General features: G+C 55.5%; 23 protein-coding genes and 2 tRNA genes. 8 read left to right on the forward strand and 17 right to left on the reverse strand.

Annotation, left to right across the window (positions count from 1 at the left end; genetic code table 11):
* The first annotated feature begins 50 nt into the window (after positions 1-50).
* The 6 genes from pal to AC19YY_RS02595 all read left to right on the forward strand — a co-directional run bounded on the left by pal (position 51) and on the right by AC19YY_RS02595 (position 3,236).
* Positions 51-551 carry a peptidoglycan-associated lipoprotein Pal gene (pal, locus tag AC19YY_RS02570; protein ID WP_029300299.1) on the forward strand — a complete coding sequence of 167 codons (501 nt, stop codon included), beginning with the start codon at positions 51-53 and terminating at the stop codon, positions 549-551.
* A 6-nt stretch (positions 552-557) separates the two neighbouring features.
* Positions 558-1,382 carry a tol-pal system protein YbgF gene (ybgF, locus tag AC19YY_RS02575; protein WP_500603834.1) on the forward strand — a complete coding sequence of 275 codons (825 nt, stop codon included), beginning with the start codon at positions 558-560 and terminating at the stop codon, positions 1,380-1,382.
* Positions 1,383-1,547: 165 nt separating this feature from the next.
* Positions 1,548-2,195 (forward strand): 7-carboxy-7-deazaguanine synthase QueE, encoded by a 648-nt coding sequence (queE, locus tag AC19YY_RS02580; protein ID WP_057441364.1) that lies wholly within the window; start codon positions 1,548-1,550, stop codon positions 2,193-2,195.
* 1 nt (position 2,196) lies between these two features.
* Positions 2,197-2,886 (forward strand): 7-cyano-7-deazaguanine synthase QueC, encoded by a 690-nt coding sequence (queC, locus tag AC19YY_RS02585; protein ID WP_170056853.1) that lies wholly within the window; start codon positions 2,197-2,199, stop codon positions 2,884-2,886.
* 63 nt (positions 2,887-2,949) lie between these two features.
* Positions 2,950-3,025: transfer RNA gene (locus AC19YY_RS02590), tRNA-Lys, on the forward strand.
* Positions 3,026-3,159: 134 nt separating this feature from the next.
* A tRNA-Pro gene (locus AC19YY_RS02595) sits at positions 3,160-3,236 on the forward strand.
* Between the two features lie 212 nt (positions 3,237-3,448).
* Here the strand turns inward: AC19YY_RS02595 and AC19YY_RS02600 are convergent.
* Complete coding sequence (locus tag AC19YY_RS02600; protein ID WP_236362356.1) at positions 3,449-4,726, reverse strand: site-specific integrase; 1,278 nt, start codon at positions 4,724-4,726, stop codon at positions 3,449-3,451.
* Entirely contained in the window at positions 4,723-6,627 is a 1,905-nt protein-coding gene (mobH, locus tag AC19YY_RS02605; protein WP_413469178.1) for a MobH family relaxase, read from the reverse strand. Before mobH ends, AC19YY_RS02600 begins: the two co-directional genes overlap by 4 nt.
* A gap of 391 nt (positions 6,628-7,018) precedes the next feature.
* Between mobH and AC19YY_RS02610 the strand changes: the two genes are divergently transcribed.
* Positions 7,019-7,348: a hypothetical protein gene (locus AC19YY_RS02610; protein ID WP_236362652.1), complete on the forward strand. Its 330-nt coding sequence runs from the start codon at positions 7,019-7,021 to the stop codon at positions 7,346-7,348.
* A 36-nt stretch (positions 7,349-7,384) separates the two neighbouring features.
* On the opposite strand, the gene AC19YY_RS02615 is transcribed toward AC19YY_RS02610, so the two are convergent.
* The 5 genes from AC19YY_RS02615 to AC19YY_RS02635 are packed head-to-tail and all read right to left on the reverse strand — an operon-like array spanning position 7,385 to position 12,035.
* Complete coding sequence (locus AC19YY_RS02615; RefSeq protein ID WP_500603835.1) at positions 7,385-8,899, reverse strand: conjugal transfer protein TraG N-terminal domain-containing protein; 1,515 nt, start codon at positions 8,897-8,899, stop codon at positions 7,385-7,387.
* The gene (locus AC19YY_RS02620) at positions 8,896-9,273 is read right to left on the reverse strand and encodes a hypothetical protein (RefSeq protein ID WP_236361715.1); all 378 of its coding nucleotides are present in this window, start codon (positions 9,271-9,273) and stop codon (positions 8,896-8,898) included. The genes AC19YY_RS02615 and AC19YY_RS02620 overlap by 4 nt, the downstream gene beginning before the upstream one ends.
* 10 nt (positions 9,274-9,283) lie before the next feature.
* A complete protein-coding gene (locus AC19YY_RS02625) occupies positions 9,284-10,645 on the reverse strand; it encodes an integrating conjugative element protein (protein ID WP_236361717.1) in 1,362 nt (453 codons plus the stop codon).
* Between the two features lie 20 nt (positions 10,646-10,665).
* A complete protein-coding gene (locus AC19YY_RS02630) occupies positions 10,666-11,607 on the reverse strand; it encodes a TIGR03756 family integrating conjugative element protein (RefSeq protein WP_236361720.1) in 942 nt (313 codons plus the stop codon).
* Positions 11,604-12,035 (reverse strand): TIGR03757 family integrating conjugative element protein, encoded by a 432-nt coding sequence (locus AC19YY_RS02635; RefSeq protein WP_413469187.1) that lies wholly within the window; start codon positions 12,033-12,035, stop codon positions 11,604-11,606. The genes AC19YY_RS02630 and AC19YY_RS02635 overlap by 4 nt, the downstream gene beginning before the upstream one ends.
* Positions 12,036-12,323: 288 nt before the next feature.
* Here AC19YY_RS02635 and AC19YY_RS02640 point away from each other — a divergent pair, with 288 nt between their 5' ends.
* On the forward strand, positions 12,324-12,605 hold the full coding sequence (locus AC19YY_RS02640) for a hypothetical protein (RefSeq protein ID WP_236361722.1): 282 nt from the start codon (positions 12,324-12,326) through the stop codon (positions 12,603-12,605).
* Positions 12,606-12,731: 126 nt separating this feature from the next.
* On the opposite strand, the gene AC19YY_RS02645 is transcribed toward AC19YY_RS02640, so the two are convergent.
* The 10 genes from AC19YY_RS02645 to AC19YY_RS02690 form a co-directional block, all read right to left on the reverse strand.
* The gene (locus AC19YY_RS02645) at positions 12,732-13,448 is read right to left on the reverse strand and encodes a prepilin peptidase (RefSeq protein ID WP_236361723.1); all 717 of its coding nucleotides are present in this window, start codon (positions 13,446-13,448) and stop codon (positions 12,732-12,734) included.
* A gap of 116 nt (positions 13,449-13,564) precedes the next feature.
* On the reverse strand, positions 13,565-14,209 hold the full coding sequence (locus AC19YY_RS02650) for a DsbA family protein (protein WP_236361726.1): 645 nt from the start codon (positions 14,207-14,209) through the stop codon (positions 13,565-13,567).
* Positions 14,206-14,502: a hypothetical protein gene (locus AC19YY_RS02655; protein ID WP_016971166.1), complete on the reverse strand. Its 297-nt coding sequence runs from the start codon at positions 14,500-14,502 to the stop codon at positions 14,206-14,208. Before AC19YY_RS02655 ends, AC19YY_RS02650 begins: the two co-directional genes overlap by 4 nt.
* Positions 14,499-17,462: a conjugative transfer ATPase gene (locus AC19YY_RS02660; RefSeq protein WP_236361728.1), complete on the reverse strand. Its 2,964-nt coding sequence runs from the start codon at positions 17,460-17,462 to the stop codon at positions 14,499-14,501. Before AC19YY_RS02660 ends, AC19YY_RS02655 begins: the two co-directional genes overlap by 4 nt.
* Entirely contained in the window at positions 17,462-17,902 is a 441-nt protein-coding gene (locus tag AC19YY_RS02665; protein ID WP_016971164.1) for a TIGR03751 family conjugal transfer lipoprotein, read from the reverse strand. The genes AC19YY_RS02660 and AC19YY_RS02665 overlap by 1 nt, the downstream gene beginning before the upstream one ends.
* Entirely contained in the window at positions 17,880-19,370 is a 1,491-nt protein-coding gene (locus AC19YY_RS02670; RefSeq protein WP_236361730.1) for a TIGR03752 family integrating conjugative element protein, read from the reverse strand. Before AC19YY_RS02670 ends, AC19YY_RS02665 begins: the two co-directional genes overlap by 23 nt.
* The gene (locus AC19YY_RS02675) at positions 19,360-20,259 is read right to left on the reverse strand and encodes a TIGR03749 family integrating conjugative element protein (RefSeq protein ID WP_236361733.1); all 900 of its coding nucleotides are present in this window, start codon (positions 20,257-20,259) and stop codon (positions 19,360-19,362) included. Before AC19YY_RS02675 ends, AC19YY_RS02670 begins: the two co-directional genes overlap by 11 nt.
* On the reverse strand, positions 20,256-20,912 hold the full coding sequence (locus AC19YY_RS02680) for a PFL_4703 family integrating conjugative element protein (protein ID WP_179447729.1): 657 nt from the start codon (positions 20,910-20,912) through the stop codon (positions 20,256-20,258). The genes AC19YY_RS02675 and AC19YY_RS02680 overlap by 4 nt, the downstream gene beginning before the upstream one ends.
* Positions 20,909-21,289 carry a TIGR03750 family conjugal transfer protein gene (locus AC19YY_RS02685; RefSeq protein ID WP_236361735.1) on the reverse strand — a complete coding sequence of 127 codons (381 nt, stop codon included), beginning with the start codon at positions 21,287-21,289 and terminating at the stop codon, positions 20,909-20,911. Before AC19YY_RS02685 ends, AC19YY_RS02680 begins: the two co-directional genes overlap by 4 nt.
* 12 nt (positions 21,290-21,301) lie before the next feature.
* On the reverse strand, positions 21,302-21,640 hold the full coding sequence (locus AC19YY_RS02690) for a TIGR03745 family integrating conjugative element membrane protein (RefSeq protein ID WP_179447727.1): 339 nt from the start codon (positions 21,638-21,640) through the stop codon (positions 21,302-21,304).
* Between the last annotated feature and the right edge of the window lie 4 nt (positions 21,641-21,644).

Here is a 21,644-nt window from a genome sequence, read left to right on the forward strand (position 1 = left end):
CGCTACAAAAAGAAGTACTTAACACACTGGGGTTCATTAGGAGTTTCACGATGGAAATGCTGAAGTTTGGTAAGTTTGCTGCTCTGGCTCTGGCTCTGTCCGTAGCCGTTGGTTGCTCGTCTAAAGGCGGCGACAATGCCGGTGAAGGCGCAGCTGTTGATCCAAACGCTGGTTACGGCGCCAACACTGGTGCAGTTGACGGCTCCCTGAGCGAAGAAGCTGCTCTGCGCGCGATCACCACTTTCTACTTCGAATACGACAGTTCGGACCTGAAGCCAGAAGCCATGCGCGCTCTGGACGTTCACGCGAAAGACCTGAAAGGTAACGGCGCTCGCGTTGTTCTGGAAGGCAACACCGACGAACGTGGTACTCGTGAGTACAACATGGCACTGGGCGAGCGTCGTGCGAAAGCCGTTCAGCGCTACCTGGTACTGCAAGGTGTTTCCCCAGCTCAGCTGGAACTGGTTTCCTACGGTGAAGAGCGTCCAGTTGCTACCGGCAACGACGAGCAATCCTGGGCTCAAAACCGTCGCGTCGAACTGCGTAAGTAATTCGTCATGCGAACGTGCCGTCGTGTTGTAACCGTATTGGCTCTCAGCCTTTCACCGCTTGCGGTGTGGGCTGCGGTTCCCGTGGAAGATAGCAACTCTGGCTATAACAATAGTGGGAGCAGCTATCCACCTGCAGGTTATGGCACGAACGGCGCCTATGCGGGGGGAGCGGCCACGGCCGCTCCTTCGGCACAGGGCGAACTGTTCAACCAACTGCAACGCATGCAGGATCAATTGGCGCAGCAACAAGGCACCATTGAAGTTCTGCAAAATGAAGTGCGTCAGCTCAAGCAGGAAGGCCTGGAGCGTTACCAGGATCTTGACCGACGTATAGGAGCCGGTGCTACACCAGCCGCTACTCCTGATAATTCTTCTGCCGGTGGCGCCGCAAGCGCCGCCGGTGGTGCAGCCGCAGGCGCCACTCAGGCCCCTGCCGCCAGCAGCGAACCGGCTGATCCGGCGAAGGAAAAGCTGTATTACGACGCAGCCTTCGACCTGATCAAGGCCAAGGATTTCGACAAGGCCAGCAAGGCGTTCACCGCTTTCCTGGGTCGTTATCCAAACAGCCAGTACGCGGGTAATGCCCAGTATTGGTTGGGTGAGGTCAACCTGGCCAAGGGTGATTTGCAGGGTGCAGGCCAGGCGTTTGCCAAGGTCAGCCAGCTTTACCCCAAGCACGCCAAGGTGCCTGATTCGCTGTACAAACTGGCTGATGTAGAGCGCCGCCTGGGTCATACCGACAAGGTCAAAGGCATTCTTCAGCAGGTAGTGGCCCAATATCCGGGTACCTCTGCCGCCCAGTTGGCTCAGCGTGATTTGCAACGCTTGTAAGCATTGCTGTCCCGCTTGGAAGAAACCCGCGCCTGTCGCGGGTTTTTTCGTTAGAATCCACGCCCTTTTATGAAATACGCTTTCTGGGGTTCACGCTTTGCCGGGATCCCATGAAGTGCCTGACGGAGGCGGACAGCCTGTTTAGCTGTTACGCCCGTGGCGACTATGCAAGACACATTACGCATCACCGAAGTTTTTTACTCGTTACAGGGTGAAACGCGCACTGCCGGCCTGCCCACAGTATTTGTGCGCCTCACCGGCTGCCCGTTGCGCTGCCAGTACTGTGACAGCGCCTACGCCTTCAGCGGCGGCACCATTCGTACCCTCGACGACATCCTGGAGCAGGTTGCAGGCTTCCGGCCGCGCTACGTCTGTGTAACAGGCGGCGAGCCGCTGGCCCAGCCCAATGCCATTCCTTTGCTCAAGCAGTTGTGTGACGCCGGTTACGAGGTGTCCCTGGAAACCAGTGGCGCCCTGGATATTTCCGCGGTCGATCCGCGCGTCAGCCGCGTGGTTGACTTGAAGACCCCGGACTCCAAAGAAGCGCATCGCAACCGTTATGAGAATATCGAGCTGCTGACCGCCAACGACCAGGTCAAGTTTGTCATTTGCTCGCGGGACGACTATGACTGGGCCAACTCCAAGCTGATCCAGTACGGCCTGGACCGACGCGCCGGCGAGGTGCTGTTCTCTCCAAGCCACCATGACTTGAACGCTCGCGACCTCGCAGATTGGGTGGTCGCGGACAATCTGCCGGTGCGCCTGCAATTGCAGCTGCATAAATACCTTTGGAACGACGAGCCAGGACGCTGAAATGACTGAACAAACGACTGATCAAAAACGTGCCGTAATCCTGCTATCTGGCGGCCTCGACTCCGCGACCGTGGTGGCGATGGCGCGTGCCGAGGGCTATAGCTGCTACACCATGAGCTTCGACTATGGCCAGCGCTCCCATGCCGAGTTGCACGCCGCCGCCCGTGTCGCCCACGACCTCGGCGTGGTGGAGCACAAGGTGATCGGCTTGAACCTCAATGGCATTGGCGGCTCGGCCCTGACTGACAGCTCCATTGACGTGCCTGAGGCGCCCACTGAGGGCATCCCGGTCACCTACGTGCCGGCCCGTAACACCGTGTTCCTGTCGCTGGCCCTGGGCTGGGCAGAGGTGCTTAACGCCCGCGACATCTTTATCGGCGTCAACGCGGTGGATTACTCCGGCTACCCGGACTGTCGCCCAGAGTTCGTCGAGTCGTTCGAGCGCATGGCCAACCTGGCGACCAAGGCTGGCGTAGAAGGGCATGGCTTCCGTATCCAGGCGCCACTGCAAAACCTGAGCAAGGCGCAGATCGTCAAGGCGGGTGTAGGGCTTGGTGTCGACTACTCGCTGACTGTTTCCTGCTACCAGGCGGACAATGATGGTCGTGCTTGTAGGAAATGTGACAGCTGCCGCCTGCGCGCCGAAGGCTTCCAAGCGGCCGGAATTACTGACCCGACGCGTTATTTCTGATTTATTTAAAATAAGGTGTTGAATAATCCTTAGAAATCAGTATTATACGCGCCACCACACAGCGGGTCGTTAGCTCAGTTGGTAGAGCAGTTGGCTTTTAACCAATTGGTCGTAGGTTCGAATCCCACACGACCCACCATTTTCAAAGCGGATGTGTGTTTTTAAGAGTCGAGTTAAGCGGTATCTACTCAATAGACATGCAGCCGTCTGCGGCAGACATTAGTTTCGATGCCGTATGATGTCAATATGCACCGGTTTTTTCGGTGCATATACCGGGGTATAGCGCAGTCCGGTAGCGCGCCTGCTTTGGGAGCAGGATGTCAGGAGTTCGAATCCCCTTACCCCGACCAGCAAGAGAAAAAACGCCCACTGGGCGTTTTTTTTTGCGCGCACGAAACCCATGCGTCATAAATGTTCGCATTTTTGATCTTCAAGCATCACTTTGTTAGTGAAGCGTCCAAGCTTTACTCTGCAACTGCACCTAGGTGCTGGTCACAGGGTCGAGCTAACAGTGCGCAATTGCACAAACGCCTTTCACCAGGTGCTGCTACCCGACGAATGGTCATGGTGAGGCTTTGAACCCTCGCATCCCATTCGTCATTGATCCTAAAGTGTTTGCACTTAAGCTTTTGAAGGATTGTTTCAAGAGGGAGCTCATAGCGCTCAGTTTTGCTGCCGGTTTTGAATGGATGGCTGATGACGGCGACGGTTGACGATAGTAGCTGACCACATCATCCAACATTTGTCCCAGCTCACGGCCATTCGACAGCCCCATGGCTTTGGATATCTGCTCCAAGGCCTTGGGCGGCGGCAGACGCCTCGGAGTTTCGACCGCCAGATTTCGCACTTCATTCTGTGGCTGAGGTAAGTGGCTTAAATCTTCTCGCCTGATTTTCCTAAGTGCTCCCTGTATCACACTGCGCTCATGCAGGACTGTGCGCATATGTGCATGGTCGGTTTCGATGTAGCCCATTGTCGTTGCGATATTTGAATGGTTCAGCAGACTTTTCGTGAGATGGATGTTTCGCTCTGGCTGCTTCATCAGATCCGTGGCAATGGTGTGCCTGAAACGATGTGGCGTCATCCGCACACTGATTTTGTTGGTCAGCTTACGGTACATCGCTTCCACTTGGTCGATGTTCATTTCCTTGCCATGGTAATGGCGAGAGAATCTATTGACGTTGAAAAGCTGGTCATTTGCCGCAAAGCCTATCGTTTTTGCTTCCTTCAGAATCTTTGAGATGTGTGGTGCGAGCCCCTCCATAATGGGCACCGAAAACTCTCGATGAGTTTTTTCCGTTTCACCACGGATCAAAATCATCTGGTTGTTCCAGTCAATGTCCTTGTATCGGATGTGCAATAGAGCATTGAGCCGGATACCGGTGTAATAAAAAACCTCGAACACAGCTAGCCAAAACCATGCAGGAGTTACCTGGCTTCTCTCGTGTGTACAGCGCTCAGTACCCTCCAACTCCAGAAGCCAGTTCCGCGCCTTCCGGATCGCTTCATGGGACACCGTCTTGCTGCCCCGTTTCGGGGGGATCACACTGGTTTTTTTGAATGGATTGACCGCAGTATGGGTGATCAGCTCTTGCTCCAGGGCAAAGCTCCAAACAGTGCGCAAATGGCTTGAATAGGTGTTCCAACTGCGCTTGCCCAGACCGCTTTCTAGTTTTTTCTTTCGCCACGCCAGAACCGCAAGGTGGTCGATCTCCTCGATGGGGGTAGCCCCAAAGTGTTCGAGTAAAACTTTGGCTGATCTACGGTAGATTGTCTCAGTATCTGGGCGTAGATCGCGTGCAAGGATGTAATCCTCCGTGAGTTTCAAGAGTGTGGTCATTGTGTGGGCTCCATTGATTCTGATCTGAGCGACAAACTGGTGTTGTCGAAAGGGACTTCCGTGAAAATCGTGAGTGGATCCCGAAGCAAATAGCCCTTAAGCTGTTTTGATTTGCGAGGACCAACGACGTCGCACGTCCAGATGTTCAAACTGTTCTGGGTTTTTCGATGAAGTTTCTGTTTCTCGAAGCTGCGCTGGACCAACTGCCAGGCTGTGACCTGCTGTGTCTTGGCTAGACGTTCTATTTGGGGATGTTCCAGGACATAGCGTTTGAAGATGCCGGGCGTGACAAGCAAGGCAGTTCCCGCCACGGTGTGAACCAGCGCTTTGGCGTCGTTGATGACAAGGGTGCGCGAGGCGACGCTTTTTTTAAGCCACTCGACAAATCCCTGACCTAGCTCGACAGGACTATTCGGCACTGGGTCGGCCCCTTGGACTGTTTCTGGAAATACACCTCCTGACTCGTGGGCTTGGGAAGGCTGAAAACTCTCCGGTGCCGAAGGGGTTGTGTTCGCCGACGAGACGTTTACGCTGTTTTTGTTATTAGAGTTGTCTGGTGGCTCATTGATACTACCAAGAAGAGAGAGCAGCGCGTCAATTTCAGCGGGGTCGCTTGCAGGAGGGGGGCGCGTTGTTGCAGAGCTTATTGCCGTGACGGCTTCGGTTGGGGCAATCTTGGGCTCAATGGGCTGAAACGTCGCTTCCTTGGGCTCTGTGTTCAGTGTGTTCTCTGTCTGCTCCTCTGTCGGTTGGCCAACCTCTACCTCAACGATGCCTGTGTACGTTTCGGGCCGATCATTGGGATTATTCCAGATCAGTGCCGGTGAGAGCTTCAGTAGCGTGAGTGTGTTGCGCCAGCCACGGCCATTATCAATCGTGGCCTTCCAGATGGCCTTGTCCTGAGCGTTTGTCTGAATTACTCCCTGATCTTGCAGCATGTTGAAGAAGGGGGCATTCGAACTGGGAACGCCCTCAACACCCTGTGTCAGCAAGTAAGCGCGTAGCTGATCGGAAATAGGCTTGCTGACCAACCAAAGAGCATCCTGTGTCAGCCATCCATCTGACGGTCCATCGGGTTGGTTCAGTTTGAATGTATCTCGGACCAAGTAACGCAGCCCGTCTGCCAATTGACGCTGCAAAGACTGTTTTGGCGCGGACAGTGCGCGGGCTGGGTTTCCGCCGAGCTCCTGGGCGACGGACGCCTGGTCGGCCTTGACGATGATCTCGCCCAGAATGCCGGCGTGTTCGTATTGACCGGCCAAGACAAAGATCAACTGCGACCACACTTCAGGGAAGTCACTGAGCCAGTCCAAAATCTCCGAGGAGAGGATCTGCGCGTAGATCAGTGCGGCAGCGGCGCCGTGCAGTTGGTAGTTGCGTCCCTTGACGTAACGAAAGCGATAGGGACGATTGATTGGGCCATGCCAGGGGTGCCAAGTTTTGCCCCCCTCCAGTTCGATATGCACGTCGACGGCGATCTTGCCGAGGTCGTGTATCAGAGCGCCATAAGCAGCCGCGGCAGTCCATGCTTCAGCCTGTGCCGACTGAGACTCTGGTGGTGCGCCTATAGGGAGCAGGTATGTCTGTCGAATCTTCAAGGCATAGGCGACGATTTCAAGCCCGTGATCCAGCATGCCGCCAGGGTGTGCATGGTGGTGGTTTTGCGAGGCAGGGAGCTGCTGGACCAACTCTGCGTAGCGCTCAAGTGGACGCCGGTAGAGTTCGACAAACTGGGAGCGGGATAACGAGGCGCGCTGCCAGATGTTCTCCAGTAGTTTCTGGCGGCGCGGGGTTCCCAGCAGTGCTTGGCTGGAGGCCGGCTGCATAAACCCGTTAGGGGAGGGGCCTTGGGCGGGTAGCACTTTATTGCGGCGGAAAATAGAGAACATCGCCTGCTCCATAAATGATTCATGGGGCGGGCTTTTCGCCTATCCGAGGTGCAGTGAACAAGGTGAAAGTAACATTAGTGGTCGCAGGTATTTCTTTGGCTACTTGCCACCTTTTGCTGGTGCGGTGATCAATGTTCTCCAGGAGTGACGCATTCGTGCCGTGCAGCCTTTTGCTTTTCCCCGCTGACGGCGGCCCTTTCGGGTAGGGCTTTTACCCTTGTGAACCTTTCCATTCGCTTTTTCGGACCCTTTTACCTTTTGGGCCATTTTTGCTGCAGGCAGTGAGGCGAGGCCTCTGGTGCAGTGAGGCTGGCCGTTTGTCCAGTAGTCTTGCGGCAGAGCAGAATCAGGATTATAACTAATGTCAAATCGCCTTTAGATTGAACAGGAAAGGAGACGCTTAATGACCACACATACCTCTCAGGGAGTCGCAAGCCGCTTAGGTTATGGCTTGGGTGTGATCGTGCGCGCCGTTTGGTTCAGCCAGAACCGCACACTGCGTTGGGTCAAACGTCTGGCCCTGATCGCAGTGGCGGTGTGTTTTTCCGCAAAGATACTCAGTGGGATTACTAGTGTTGCAGTATTCACTCTGATTTTTGGTGGAGTATTTTGGGCGTTAAAAAATAGCGAGCCTGTATCTTCAAGAAGAAAAACGATTGAATACGGAAGTGGTTATGGTCCTCAAGGTTATGGTTATTATAAAGCAGGCCGCCGTGTTGACGATGATGATTAAGTGGTTCGATTATCATCGACAGCCGAACCACTTGAACTATATGACCTTGCTTTTTACTTTATCAGCCGCTTCTTGCCCTGCTTTGTTTACATCTTTTGTTCCACTGGTCAGCCCCTCCAACGCTTTGCCTGCACTAATCCCCGCCCACCCCAGTGCCCCTACCCAGAACGCCGGGAGGATAATAAACATCGCCCCCATCACAAAGTTCAAGATCGCATCCTGAGCCGTAGCGTTAAGCCCCATGACGGGGTCAAACGACAGATGTGGTGAGCCCGAGCCATACAGCGCATCCAAGATCGTGGTATCGATCCATCTGGCTAGCTGGAACCAGAAGTCCACAAAGATCAGTGCAAAAAACACGACCGTCAGTGTCATGGCCACCTGCAGTTGATATGCCCCAACAATCAGTACCAGTGGGATGCAAATCACCATCGCCATCTTTAAGAACGCCATGACCATAGGTAACGCCTGACGCACCATGTCCATGGCCGGGAAGTAGGCCAGTGAGCCCAGTGCAACGCCGAGAGTGCCGGTTACCCGAGCGGCACCATTCCACACGGTTCCGTTGATTTGCCCACCATAGTCCGTATAAACGTCCCCTTTTACCTGATTTGATGGAGACACCAGCTGGCGCACGAGCGAATCGGTCACTTCATCTGCCGACAGCCACTTTGCCCAGCCGATCATTCGGGTCATCAGGTCGGGTGACACTTGAGCCTTGATACGATCTCGCAGTCCCACTCCGCTATCTGACCACCACTGCTTGCAGGTTGGGTATCCGCCGCCGCCGCTCACTTGCGGTAAGGCCACATCGCGGGTTGCGTTGTACGGCCAAGAGGCTCTTGGTGTTTTGGAGTAGTCGGTGTCGTAGTAGCCAGAAGTGTTCAACAAGAAGTGGGAACCGATCCAACTAAGATCCTGCAAGAACTTTGGATCATCGGCTTTCGCGCCCAGGTCAGGCTGACGCATAAAGAGTCGTGCGCGAGAGGGGCCATAGCAGTCATGGGTGAAGTCACCGATTTCCTGAGCCAATAATGGGTTGTTGATCTTGGTGTTATCGACCTCCATCCGTATTTGCCGCAGATCAGTTCCGCAGGGAATTGCCGCGACAGCGCCGCTGGTCAATCCTTTTGATAGCGCATGCATAAAGGCCCACCACATGGGCATTTGTGCGCTCTTTCCAGCCAGTGAACTGAATGAGGTGTTCCATCCCGTGTCGGATGGTTTAGGTAAGTTGTACTGACATTGCTGAGCTCGGCTTTGATCAAAGGCCAAGGTATCAAAGCTCACATTGACGGCAGGAACCGCGAAGAATGCGACGACGATGTAACCCACATAGATCTGGGTCTCGATCCGGGCCAGTGAGAGCACACCTTTGTTACCCTCATCAGCCCCTTCTCCACGCACCTTCAGCCACTCTCGAATAACGATGATGCAGAAGGGCAGGGCGAACAGGCCGGTGTCAGAAATCATGTCCCAGATGCCGTTGTTGATTATCCAGCCCACCAGCGTGAGGTAGTACTCCAGGTAGTCATTGGTGTAGAGCGTCATTGGATGCCACCACTGGGGATAAATGCTTTGCTCAGTTCGATCATGACGAACAGCAAGATAACCATGATCTCCAACCTCCTGAGCTTGCGAGCGTCAGTCTGTTTAGATTGAGTCCATCGCTCCTTGAGCTTGATCCAAGCAATGACCAGTGAGACATAAAGGATCAGGCGCCAGGTGAAGAGCGGCCAGTAGTGGTCGGTACGCCACGCTTGCCATTGCTCGGCGCTGTCGAACACGCTCATCAAGATGGCGCTGAGTAACACCACGATGGCAGTAGTAGCGAGCAAAACACTCAGAACAAGTAAAATGCCCCGCCCGACTCGTCGAGTCAGCGAGCGGCCGGCGGAGCCGACAGGATCCTGAATATCTGTCATGGGCTATTTCTCACTGTTTGTTCTTGGCGGGTGACTGCAATTGGTCCAGGCGATCCGTTTCAGGGGCTCCCTGAGACACACCACGCGAATCCTCGGCCCGCGCCTTACCGCGCTCAATGATGGTGAGCGGCGAGTTCTTCGCGAGCTGCTGACGCATATCTAGCTCCATTTTCAGATTGCCAATTTCCTGTTGCAGGGATGAGCTTTGCTGGCCGACCGCTTGGACCGCGAGGTCATTAGCCGCGACGTTCGGCTCCCGACTGCCCGCCATCAACGTGCGCTGCAGGGTCAAAGCTTTCTCCAAGACATCGGACAGTGCGACTTCAGAGGCGAGCCTGCGAGCGAGTACGTCCTGATCGCGCTCGTCCTTGAGGGCTGCTACAACGCCTCGGGTAATCGGCAGGGAGTTGCTGCTTGCAGCTTCTAGGTTCTCGACCGACAGGGTTTTGCTCCCGCTCAGCAGCTCCTGCAGAGCCTTAAGCTTGGTGTCGTACGTTTCCTGGATCAGTGGCGTGAGGCCGACCCCCGCAGCCGTAACCGTTTTAGGGCAACTGTCACAGGTTTGTTGTTGCTGTTCTCCCAGCACACGATTGGCGAAGGTGGTGGCTTCCTGGGGCGATGACCAGACATTGCAGACCATGCCATTGTTGCAGCTGTCCTTGCTGATCGAGCCGGTGTCACCGGCCGCACGTTTGTTCAGTAGGTTGTAGCCTGCTTTGGTAACGTCTCCCACGATACGGATCGGCTTCTGACCCGAACCGCCTGCTCGATCACCGCCAACCCAGGTGACGCCATCGTTGCCACCTTTCTTTTCGACCTGCTCTACAGCCGATACTGCGTCCGTGTTGGAGGTCAGCGCCTGGCTCATGGCCTGACCTTCAGCGAGCTTGCCCCAACCCATTTGATTGCCGGCGATATCCGCCATCTTTTCGCCAATGGCACGGCAGGTGCCTTTGGAGCGGTCAAAGTCCAATCGAGCCTGCAAGATGCCGTTGGTAATGAGGTTATATAGCGCTGGGTTTGCACGTTGGAGAATTAATGCCGGCAGCGAAGCCACGGCGCTGGTGGCGTTCTGTACCACCGAGCTCATGATGTTTTGGAATCCAGAAGTGGCTCCGTTCAACTGGTTTTGCAGGGTGTTGCTCAGGCTCATGTTTCCGCAGACCAGGTTATTGTTCCAGCCGCCCCCGACAGAAATGCTGTCCATGTTGCCAGCGCTGCCCATGGTTACTGCGTTACCACCGCCGATGTTGTACAGCACGTCATCTCCAATGACGCTTCCGGAGGATGAGATGTTGATTGGATCAGCAGAAAACGCTAGCGCACTGCTGAGGCAGCAGGTGAGTCCGATCGCCAAATGGGTGAGTTTCATGTTGTGCTCCGACCGCTGTTTCATTGGAAGTCCGTACTGCCGAGGAAGGTCTGGCCACGACGTTGGCAGCATGAGTAAGGGCGCCAAAGCGCCCAGGCGTATCCGCCGTCCTGTGCATCAATGTTGGGTGCGATCGTTGGAAAGGTTGCGCAAGTCGGGTTGAGGACTGGGGTGAGCTCTTGCCACTTACCAGTGGAGGCGTCACCTTCACGTAGCGGCCCGGCGGGCCAGTAGCCGGGGTATGGAAGGGCGAGCATCGGCAAGTAGACATGTACCTGGCCTGGGCGGGTAACCACGTCGCCGGCACGCTGCGCAATAACTGCGCCTGTCTTGTAGTCATCTGTCTGGTTGAGAAACCCGCTACGGGGATAGACATTCCCCCAGCTGCTTGCGGTGAGCAGGCTGCCGACCTCGCGCAACCCTGGAATGAGCGCTTCGGGGTATACGGCTTCAGGTACGCCGTATCGCCAGGCAATGGGGTCAAGGGTGCTGAGGAAGTAAGGTACAAGCGGTAATGTTGCACCCTTGCAGACGTAGCCCGAGGCACTGGCGAACTGACTCAATGTTGCGCCACCAGGATGGCCAATGACATCGGCTTCCTTGAACTTGATGATGTTGTTTTCAGCGACGTGATTGGTAGTGCCGTCGTTACCTGCCTGTGCCATTGGATTCGGTGTGCCGAGAGGCGACATCTCAATCCATGGATTTGCTCCTGTATTCGCGTATGCCGAAACCACTGCGTCCGGCACGTAGTGGCGTACCTTGGTCGAGGTTTTGACTTTGCAGCCGAAAGGCGTACAGAGCAGCCAATAGCAAATGCCGACCACCTTGTACTCCAGGCAGTCAGGAGACAGGGTCGAGGCAATGATCGCTGCTGAGTTGATCGCGGCTGACGCGCTGAAGGACAAACTGAAAGTGATGGCCAGTGACAGTGGTCGGATCGTAAAGCGTGAGCGTCTCATCGTGATTGGCTCCGTGCTCGGTTAATCAGAGCGACGGCTTTAGCCACGTCTGGCTCGCCGTATACGACGTAGCGACGGTCAACGACAACGGCCGGAAGTTTTTCGACGCCCAGACTCCAGGCGTCTGTGACGCCCTGCTGGGCCTGAGCCAGGTCGTTTTGCAGGCGCCTGCCTTCAGGGCTGGTCAAGTAGCGTTGAATGGTCGCTTCTGCCTGACGTGGGTCTGCTGGAAGCTGACCAGTCAACTGTTCTTCAAGACGTTGTTGATCATCCAGACGAATGGTGCGAACGCCAGCAGGTGCTGATACCGGATGTGCTTGATTGGTGATCACCCAGGTTTCTGCCTGGGCAATAAGGGGCATGAACAGCAGAGACATTGGGAGCAGCCAGCGCCGTATTTGGCAAAGGCCGGGATGGATCTCGGTCATAGCACCATACCTGGAGTGAGTTCAGGTATAGGAAACCGGATGATGACGATGGGTGCAGCAGGAAATAGGATGTTGGTGGTTATGGCATTTTCAGGCGTAGTCTATCGTGTGGCCCTAAGCGACAATGGAGCGATATCCATCTGGCATCAATCTCGGGAGCTAGCCACCGCGTTGCTGTAATATGGCTTGCTTCGCTTACGTGGAGCCATTTTTTAGAGCGATGGCCCAAGAAATGTCTGATGCACTCAATTGAAATTCACTTAGCTTTACTGAAACGGAGTCGTCTCCATGAATGACATGTCACGCTTGGCTAATAATGCCGATCAATCTGACAGAGGGGCGAATGGAGCATCGCCGCTGACTCTCGTGCTGGATGTCCAAGCGCAGGCCGCTCTTTTGCGCAGCCAAACTGCACGTCTTGCTTGGCTATGCGCGACTACCGAATATGAGTCTGGCAGGTTGTGGGATGAACGTGCTGCTGCAGCGTTGCACCTCGCAGATGTAATTGATCGTCTGGCAACGGTAGTGCAAGTGACGAATGAGATGAGTCAATCGACCAGCCGTAATTAAATGCCACCTTTCAAGGTGTCACCGCCACTTTAAAAATGACCCCCATAGGTAGAACTGGCGGCTTTGAGCGGCACATACAATGTATGTGTCCAGCCTCAAGCCGTTCGTAACGGCTTGCGGAAGTACCTAAGCGTTGTACATCACACAAACCCAGCCAGCGATGGCGAGGAAGGGGCCAAAAGGAATGACGGCTCCTCGTATTGAGTGAGACGTGTTGAACGATAGTCTGAATACATGGGCTAGGCCACCCAACACTGAGGCCAGCATGATGATGTAGGCCAGCGTCTCTAGGCCGGCCCAGGCGCCTAAGGCGGCCACCAGCTTGAGGTCTCCACCTCCGACGCCTTCTGTGTCAGTTAACATTAAAGCGAACTTGGACATCAGCCACATGACGCCGTATCCAACCACCGCTCCCCATAAGGCGTCAGCGCTTGTCGCGAACAGCCCATATTGATTGATGATCAGTCCGGCCCAAAGTAGCGGATATACGATGATGTCTGGGAGTAACAGGTGATCCCAATCAATCAAGCTCAGGGTCAACAGTGTCCAGCTCAGCAGGACAAATGCAACACCTGGCAGGTTTGGACCAACGTGATGAATGCCGATCATCGATAGAATGGCGCAGAGTGCGCAGACCAGTACACTGCGTAGTCTGATGGGGCCGAAATGAGTGCTTGCAGGCGGTTCATGATCTTCCATCGCTATGCCAAAGAGTTCTTGTGCTTCTTTTCTCCAATGGCGGTGAAGCAACGGGGGTAGGCGAGCCGCCAGTAGGTTGATGCAAATGCCTGCGAGTGCCCCAATCACGGAAGCCAGTAGTAAACTGCTTATTCGCTCCGTCATGGCATTACGCCTTGTTTAACCTGAGACATTTCGCGCAGTGTTGGTGGCACCATTTGAGTCTCCCAGTCGGGCTCCCGTTGCATGTTGTTTATCTGCTTACTTTTACGGTTCATTTTTTACTTCTGCCCCGCCTCTGAGGTCGATAGCCAGTCAATGGCTGACAGCAGCGTGGTGTCGTCCGCCATGCCCTCAAGCTTCAGGCTGCGCCCGGTCTGATGATCCTCGATGATCAAGGTGGGGGTTGCAGTTATACCGGCCTTGGCTGCTTCTTCTATATGTCGGTCAATAAGCTGAGCGACTTGCTTGTCAGTGGCCGTGCAGGTCTCCAGCGTCTGATGATCGATGGTACTGCTGTCGAGGCTCCCCTTAAATCCCAAGCCATTGCTGCGGGTGCGTTCAAAGGTCTGGTCGACCACTTGCCAGAAAGCGGATGCACCACCCAGCTTTCCTGCGCATTCGGCGAGCTTGGCTTCGTGAACTGCGGCCAAACCGTGAAAATCCAGTGGCAGGTGGTGCCACTGCAGGTTTACATCCTTCTGCTGCTGCACCCAGGCCTTCAATACCGGTGTATATGTCTTGCAGTAAGGGCATTCCAGGTCCGCAAATTCAGTCACAGTCCAGCGAGCATCGGGTGGGCCGTACAGCCAAGGGCCTGTGTACTGTGGAGTTTGTACCTCGCCTCGAATGAGGGCAAAGCAGGCCACCGACATGCCTGCCAAAAGACACCCAAAAATCACCCATCGTTTGCGAAGGCGCGTCACGCCCGGGCCTCAGCTGACTTCGATGAGAGAAGCGCTTGTTTACGCAAGGCTTCAAGAAGCGCGGTTTCAGCGCTCTCGGGTTGTGGGTGCTGCCGAAGCCAATTGGCTAACACCGCCTGAAGCTGTGACTCGATATCACGACGATCCACCGCGCGCACCAAAACCTGTTGCAGTTGCTCTATCAGTACAGGGGCACAAACCTCTAAAGTCTGCAGAGCATCCTCACCCGGCTGTTCAAGCAACTGAGTCAGACTTTCAATCAGGTTCTGGGTCAGGGAATTCAATGTTCTCATGCTTGGCGCTCCAAGGCCGTAACTTGCTCGGGAAAGGTGATGATGTGAGGTTCGATACCGCGATAGCGGTCTAGCGTTGCCGCAACTTCAATGGCCGCGTCGAGCTCATTGCAGCCAGTGGCCTGCATGATGTCGTAGCGTTGTTTCTTCTCTTCCGGCTCTGTCATGGCCAGGGCCAGATACAAACTAGGCGGAACCACCCGGAACAACATTTCCATGCTTTTGGATAGCACTACGCCCTCGGTAAACTTCCCGCTTTCTTTGCGTGCGGACAGCATCATCGACTTCTGAGCAGGGGTTAGTTCACGAAACCGTGCGATCTTCTCCACCTCATCAGGCGGCATATTCAGGCAGATCCACCATTCGATCATGTTGAGGAGAGCCGATGCCTCTGGCGGCACGTCATCAACGTTTTGAGTCGCCATCCAGAACCAGGCTCCCAGCTTTCGCCACATTTTGGTGATCTTGACGGAGTAGGGGGACAGCAGTGGAACCTTCAACTGGATGTGGCCTTCGTCGGTGAAGAAGATCAGGGGACGGCCTTTGAATTGATCCCGCTCTGCGATGTTGTTGACCGTGTTGAGCAGCGAAATGTAGGCGATGGCCATCTGTGCGCTGTAGCCTTCTCGGGCATAGGTGGCCAAGTCCACAATGGTGATGTCCGCTTCGGGCCATGGCGTACCTGGGCGGTTGAACATGTCGCCTTCTGTGCCCATGCAAAACATGGACAAGGCTTCAGCCATCTCCAGGAAGCGTGAGCTTCGAGCAGCCGGTATACCCGGTTCATGCCCCATCTCTCGCAGTGCCTCACGGATGTCTTCGGGAAGCACAATGCGTTGTTCAGCGACACACTTCTGTGCCGCATTGAGAATGCACTGGCGGATGGCGCTGCGATCAGCGCGAGTAAGGCGGGCATCTTCTTTCTCTTCACCGCCAGTGATCATCAGCCTGGCCGTAATTTCCATCTCCCCCAGGATGTCGCGTTGTTCATCTTCGGTCTGGCTGGCCAGGTGTTCGTCTGAGGCCTCAAGATCATCGGCCTTCAGCACTTTTACGTTTGTGTCAGGCTCAATCAGTTTGATGGCATCAGCGAAGGGCGCGAGGCTGACGCCCGAGCCTGGTGCCAAGCGAACACGATTTACGGATAACCCCAGTTTTTTTGCGAACTCGCCCAGCAGGCCAAAACTGTTGCCGGCCTCTACGATGAACAGGCGCGGTCGGTAGATGGCAATGATCTGGCTAAGAATGTTTGTCGCGCTGGCCGATTTACCTGAGCCGGTAGGGCCAAAGATGAACAGGTGTGCGTTCATCTGGCGATCCAGCTTGTTCAGTGGATCGAAGGTGACTGGCGCTCCCCCGCGATTAAATAGGGTGATACCAGGATGTCCGGTTCCGGTCGACCGTCCCCAGACGGGGGCCAGGTTCGCAATATGCTGAGCAAACATCAGTTGAGCGTACCACTCCAGTGCCTTACGTCCGTTGGGGTCGAAGTTACCAGGTAGCCATCTGAGGTATGAGTTGAGCGGTGCCACTTCATCCCGAGGCTCCACCGGTTCCATCCCGGCGCCAAGAAGCGCACTGCTCAGTTGCAAACTGCGTTCCTGTAACTGCGTGTCGTCTTTCCCTCGCAAGTAAAACGCTACGCTACCTCGATACAGCTTATGTTTACGGCCGAGCAACTGACGTGCGACAGCAACGTCTTCGCGGGTCAGGATCGACGCCTGGGTATCACCAACGGCTTTGCGCGAGAGCTGTTCCAGATGTCCTTCAAGGATGTCCTGCGGTGTGATCACGAGGGTGATGCAGAGAATGGTGTCCTCTGGCATTTTGTCGAACAGCGCGTTGAGTGCATCACCGCCCTTGCGGGTTTCGCCGGTCAGATGTCCGGTCTTGGGGGCCTCCCGCAAACGATCGAGCATCACCACCCGGTGAGGGAGACCGTCGAAGTACCACAGACCTTTCTCAATATCTGACAAAGGTTCGCGGTAACACAGGTTCTGTGAGAAATCGGTACCGCTGGCGAGTGGTAACTCGCCTTCGTCCGTTGCTGGTACCTGTTTGCAAACCAGCTCATAGAAGCGACGAATATCAGCGTCGGCAGGGCCGAGATGGTCAGGGCGTGGGTTGAACCAATGAATTAACCAGTGACGGATGGCGTGGCCATCCATGCGATGCGTTTTAATGCCGGCGTTCGCCAACCCTCCCATTAAGCGATCGCAGATGATTTTCAGGTAAGGGCCAGGTGCCTGACCACGCACGTCTGCTTGTGCGCCCTGGGTACGTCGGTACACAACAATGCGGACGCGACGCTGCTGGCCCCTCCAGGGCAGTTGGCTGACCTTGGTGTCTTCAAACAGCCCGCCTGGTTTGGAGATAGCCTCCAAGTGCTGTTTCATTAGTTTCAAGTACAGCTCAGTGAAATCACTGCCTTGTGCCCGGGGTTGAATGTAGTCGTGCAACTGCTGCAGGTAGCCGTCCCAGCTGGTTTCGTCCTGGGCATAAAGCTGAATCACCCAAGGTGAGTTTTCCAGCTCGTCAAAGGAGTCCTGCAGGGCGTTCTCCAGTGCGTCCCTGGCCTTGCGCAGCCACTCTGGATCGCGACCCTCGGTACCAATCGGTGTCAGCTCGAAGAATGCAGCGCGCGATACCCCGTCTTCCAACAGCATGGCTTTCTCCCCAGGTAGGTAGTCCACCCAGGGCAGAAGGTCCACGAAAGAAGGATTCACGTCGTACAGACGGTCGACGTCAGCGGTGGTCGCTGGCTTTTTCTTGGGGTTACGCCAATCGCTAGGTGAAGGAACACCTATGGCGGCTAGGCGTTCGTAGTAACGCTCGGTCGCTGCCTCAAAAGACTCAGTCGCTGATGCCTGCACGTCGACGTGCTCGTTAGCATTAGAGGCGAGGTCAGGCTCAACGCGGTCTGAGCCCCGTCGTGTTTTAAACCACTCAAAAAAAACCATCAATAGGCCTCCGTGCGTTCACCGGGCATGGCGTATTGCACGCGCTGGTACAGAGGGAACACTGTGGTGTACCCCGGGATAGGGGCTGGGTCAGAGCCCGCCAAATGAGGAAACACGTACATCACCAGGTCTGGATTGGGCAGGCGCTTGAACTGGCTGTAAATCTCGTTCTGGGCTGTACGGGTGAATTTGGCGTTGTCTGTTCCACCCACCTCCAGAGGCCGACGGAGGTCTTGGCGCGCATCGAGCAACTGGCGGCTACTCGTGCTATTGCCTGAACCACTGGCACCTTGATCCCAAACGTCCATCATCGTGCTATCGCCATGGGGCAGCATCTCGTCCTTGCTGGTGGAGCAGCCCGAGGCGAGCATGATCAAAGACGCGATGGTTAGGTATGCACCTAATTTCAAGCCGTGGTTAGTCAAGCGCAGTCGAGGCATGACGGGCTCCTGAGCGATAGTTGACCTTGCGGCCTTGGAGTTCGTAATCGATGGTCAGCTGTTGGTCCAGGTGTACGGCCACTTTGGCCCCAGGTTGCACGTACACTGCAGCGAAGGCTTGCCCGTAGAGTTTGTTCACCCAGCTGGACACATCATTGACGCCTTGGCCGATGATCTTGCCCATGGCGTCACTGCCTGAGCCGCCAACAGAACCGATGGTTCCGGACTGCGGATTTATAAATGAACTGCTGTTTCCATCTGATTTGATGAGGGACGCAGCGCCGGCGCCGGCAGCGGTGATAAGCACCTGAGAGCCGATGTATTGCGAGGCGTTGCTTTTACGATCACCACTGATGCAGGGAATGCCGTAGGCATCGCTGATCCAGCCCAGGCCTCCCTGAATGGTGGTCTGGTTACCATTGTTCTGGTTATTACTGTTTTGACTGCCATTCGTTTCTTCTTGTGGCTGTGGCAGTGTGCGCACAGTGCCGTCGTTGAAGACAAAGGTCAGGCTTTTGATCTGTCCGCGCACGCATGAAAGAGTCCAGTCACCGGAAGCGGTACCACTGGCCACCGCGCCGGCGACGTCGGGCAAGTCGATACCGTTGGCCGTCAGATTGTCCGGGCCGATCAGCACCTTGAACGGGTAGGGGTCGTTGACCGTGCCATCAATGGGCACCCGGCCGATCAGCGCGGACATCGCGACTGAGCCCATTAGTGTCGAGTTCTGTGGCAGGGTGTAAACCTTGCGCACCTGTTTGCGGGCCTCTTGCGGCGAGATTTCATTCGCTACGTTCTGGGCTCCCGTGCGCAGTGCGTTTTGGCCTCGGTCTACGGATTCACCAAAGGAAGTAGGAAAGTTGAAACCACTGGCGGTTTGATTTGATCCGGCCGCAATCGGTTTGCCGTTGATATCGACCGGAGTTGCGTCCTGCGGCTCAATCCATACGACGTCCAGTCCCGGCGCTCCTTGAAAGCCCTGGCCATCACCTGGTTGAACGCCGAAGCCGATCGGCAAGTCCGCTCCAGATGAACTACCGCTGCCGCTTTTGTTGCTCAGGGTGTTGTATTGCTGTTGCAGCGTATCCAGGATGGTTTGGCTTTGTTGCTGCGACTCTTGCTTCAGTGTTTGCTGGACGTTCTGCAATTTGCTGTCGACGTTTTGGTCGATGGTCTGCAAGCGCTTTTGCAGCTCAATATTCTGTTGTTTCAACTCATCATTGTTCTTCAATGCATTGGAAACCTGGTCCTTGAGCTGTCGGCTTTCCACGACAATGGTGCGCAGCGTGTCACCGGGCGTATCACCGTCAACACCCAACTTTTTGGCCTCGTCCGCACTGAGCACGACCGTTTCTGGTGCCTGAACCTGCTGTTCGGCACTGCCGCGACTGAACAATTTAACCACCACGAACATCGCCAAGATCGCGAACGGGATGACCAGATATTTAATCAGCGGATTATTCTTCACGGCGGCCTCCCTTCGGATCGATCCGGCTGACGGCTGCCGGCAACAATGATTCGGCTAAGCCATGACCACGGGTCACCAGGTAGACCGTTGTGGTGTCGCTGGCATCGCCCTTGGCTCCCAGGTAGGGATGCTGGAAGGTCGCGGTGATAAAATCACCCATCAGGTCACGAGGATCCAACGTAAGGTGTTGGAGGCTCGTGTTGCGTATCTTCACCGCTGTGACCCAGTACTCGTCCAACCGCCACGAGCCCAGCACAGAGGCTGCGACTGGTAACGTCGGCAGTAGGGTAGCGAGGTCCATGCCCCGCTTGAGATTGACCTGCGCAATCCCGTCCACTGGCTCAACGGTGCGCAAGGGGGCATAGAGCATCTGGGCTGCATAGCGTGTCATGACCACCGGCAGTGGCGTTTCGCGCCGGGGCGTTGGCGGATCATCATCGGCGTTTTGTGCGCTGGCTTGGACCGAGGGGGTGGCAGCTTGGCGGTTTGTAGGTTTGGAGTCGACTTGCCCGTAACGTGTCGCGAGGCTTTCCCCGGCAACTATTTTCGCGGGCTCGGGCGCGGCCTGATTAGGCTTCCCTACGGTTGCGATGATATCCACCAGCATAATCTCGCCGGACTTCATGTTTTGTAGCTGCAAGCGGGTAGGTTCTATCGGCTCTTTAGCCAGCAGATAGAGGGCGCCGCCTGTACTCTGCACACGCAGCTTGTCGACCAGATTACGAGGCAGACCTACTCGAACATTTTGATCGACAAAGACAATGCGTTCCTGACCGACGATCAAGGGCAGCGCCAATGGAATTCGATCCCAGCGCAGGATTTCAACTGCATTGGCCATCCCCCCGAAATTGAATACGAGCAGCGCGATAGTCAACAGCCGACGCATCATCGTTTGCCTCCTGACCTGGTAGGTTCTGCAGACACTTCGATGCGTTGCGGGTTGCTGCTATAACAGTCCCAGGCCAGGCCGAAGGGGTTCTTTTCGGGATCGACGTCGGATCGAATAATCCGTAACGGATAACGAGCAAATGCCCGCTTCACGCGTTCTCCGCCGTAGTGCTCGTCAGCGGTGATATCCAGGTTGACGGTCCAATCGTTGATGCTGTGCTGGTCAACATGTTGCTCTGACTTATCGTCAATGCCCCGGCCTGGGATCTCAAATACACCCCGTTCGCGCTTGCGTAACTCCCCACTATTGCGCCGCAGTTCGAAGTCTTTTTGCAGATAGGCTTTGCAACTGGGTGTCAGGTAGCCACTCAAGCGGATGATGTTGTCCTCGTAATCGGTTTCACCGTCAGCGGGCCAGCGGTTCATCTGCTGAAAAATGTACAGTCCAAAGGCGTACACCGATTCGGGTGGAATATCCCACCATTGGCGAGTACTACCTGAGCGAAGGTCTGGGGGCACGTGGATAGTCAAATCTCGGGGTGCGCTCTGCCAGCCATAAGCCATGTACAGCCCCAGGATTATCAGCAGACCAATGACAAGGCGCAGGCTGTTGATATGAGCAAGTTGTGCATCAACTTTCTTACGATAAGTCATTGAGCCTCCGTTCTACGGCAGGTCCAGGCACCAGTGCGGGTGATCAAGTGGACCTTGTTCCAGGTCGGAAAATATCGTGCGATGCTCAACTGCATCTGGCGGTATAGCCAGGTATCAGGTCGACCGCGTTTCCAGCGTCGCAAGAAACGGCTGGCAAGCGTCAGCCCAAGGACCGCGCAGAGCATGGCTGCGGCGATGATCAACGCCCATATTTGGGTCAGTATCGCGGTCACAATTCCGAGAACTAGCCCAGCACCGGTACTGATCGCCAGTGTGGCCCACATTTCATCAGCGGTAAGACCGCCCATGATGACTGGCTGGTTGTTCAGTCGCACTGGAAGGAAAATCAGCGTCCCGTCGTCTGAGAGTTCTGTCATGGCCAAGGCTCTTTAGAGAATGTTGGTAGCCTTGGTCACTAGAAAAATGGCGACACCCAGGATGGCGACACCGACAGCAGCCGTAGCGCCAAGGTCCATCCATTTCTTTTTGCCGTGCTGGATCTCGTGGTAGGTGCCAAAGGCATGCCAGGCTACGCCGCTGAAGATGACAGCACAGATGATGAGGCCGAGCAGAGAAAAGCCGTCAAAGGCGTAGTTCTGCATGGTTTGCATCAGATTCGAGCCTTCGCCGCGTGTGGGGGGCTGAGACTGGGGCAGGGCTGCCATGGCCAGTTGGGGAAGAGTCAGTATGCCGATCAGCAAGCGTCGTGTTTTTGGGAGCAAAGACATGGTG

Source organism: Pseudomonas sp. MF09156 (genome assembly GCF_059862305.1).

Bases quoted from the DNA above. Each gene is read 5' to 3' on its own strand.
- AC19YY_RS02675 (WP_236361733.1), bottom strand. From the start codon at position 20,259: ATGATGCGTCGGCTGTTGACTATCGCGCTGCTCGTATTCAATTTCGGG.
- queC (WP_170056853.1), top strand. From the start codon at position 2,197: ATGACTGAACAAACGACTGATCAAAAACGTGCCGTAATCCTGCTATCT.
- ybgF (WP_500603834.1), top strand. From the start codon at position 558: ATGCGAACGTGCCGTCGTGTTGTAACCGTATTGGCTCTCAGCCTTTCA.
- AC19YY_RS02665 (WP_016971164.1), bottom strand. From the start codon at position 17,902: ATGCCTCGACTGCGCTTGACTAACCACGGCTTGAAATTAGGTGCATAC.
- AC19YY_RS02680 (WP_179447729.1), bottom strand. From the start codon at position 20,912: ATGACTTATCGTAAGAAAGTTGATGCACAACTTGCTCATATCAACAGC.
- AC19YY_RS02660 (WP_236361728.1), bottom strand. From the start codon at position 17,462: ATGGTTTTTTTTGAGTGGTTTAAAACACGACGGGGCTCAGACCGCGTT.
- AC19YY_RS02645 (WP_236361723.1), bottom strand. From the start codon at position 13,448: ATGACGGAGCGAATAAGCAGTTTACTACTGGCTTCCGTGATTGGGGCA.
- AC19YY_RS02685 (WP_236361735.1), bottom strand. From the start codon at position 21,289: ATGACAGAACTCTCAGACGACGGGACGCTGATTTTCCTTCCAGTGCGA.
- AC19YY_RS02635 (WP_413469187.1), bottom strand. From the start codon at position 12,035: ATGACCGAGATCCATCCCGGCCTTTGCCAAATACGGCGCTGGCTGCTC.
- AC19YY_RS02640 (WP_236361722.1), top strand. From the start codon at position 12,324: ATGAATGACATGTCACGCTTGGCTAATAATGCCGATCAATCTGACAGA.
- AC19YY_RS02630 (WP_236361720.1), bottom strand. From the start codon at position 11,607: ATGAGACGCTCACGCTTTACGATCCGACCACTGTCACTGGCCATCACT.
- AC19YY_RS02610 (WP_236362652.1), top strand. From the start codon at position 7,019: ATGACCACACATACCTCTCAGGGAGTCGCAAGCCGCTTAGGTTATGGC.
- AC19YY_RS02655 (WP_016971166.1), bottom strand. From the start codon at position 14,502: ATGAGAACATTGAATTCCCTGACCCAGAACCTGATTGAAAGTCTGACT.
- mobH (WP_413469178.1), bottom strand. From the start codon at position 6,627: ATGGAGCAGGCGATGTTCTCTATTTTCCGCCGCAATAAAGTGCTACCC.
- AC19YY_RS02600 (WP_236362356.1), bottom strand. From the start codon at position 4,726: ATGACCACACTCTTGAAACTCACGGAGGATTACATCCTTGCACGCGAT.
- AC19YY_RS02690 (WP_179447727.1), bottom strand. From the start codon at position 21,640: ATGTCTTTGCTCCCAAAAACACGACGCTTGCTGATCGGCATACTGACT.
- AC19YY_RS02615 (WP_500603835.1), bottom strand. From the start codon at position 8,899: ATGACGCTCTACACCAATGACTACCTGGAGTACTACCTCACGCTGGTG.
- queE (WP_057441364.1), top strand. From the start codon at position 1,548: ATGCAAGACACATTACGCATCACCGAAGTTTTTTACTCGTTACAGGGT.
- AC19YY_RS02625 (WP_236361717.1), bottom strand. From the start codon at position 10,645: ATGAAACTCACCCATTTGGCGATCGGACTCACCTGCTGCCTCAGCAGT.
- AC19YY_RS02620 (WP_236361715.1), bottom strand. From the start codon at position 9,273: ATGACAGATATTCAGGATCCTGTCGGCTCCGCCGGCCGCTCGCTGACT.
- pal (WP_029300299.1), top strand. From the start codon at position 51: ATGGAAATGCTGAAGTTTGGTAAGTTTGCTGCTCTGGCTCTGGCTCTG.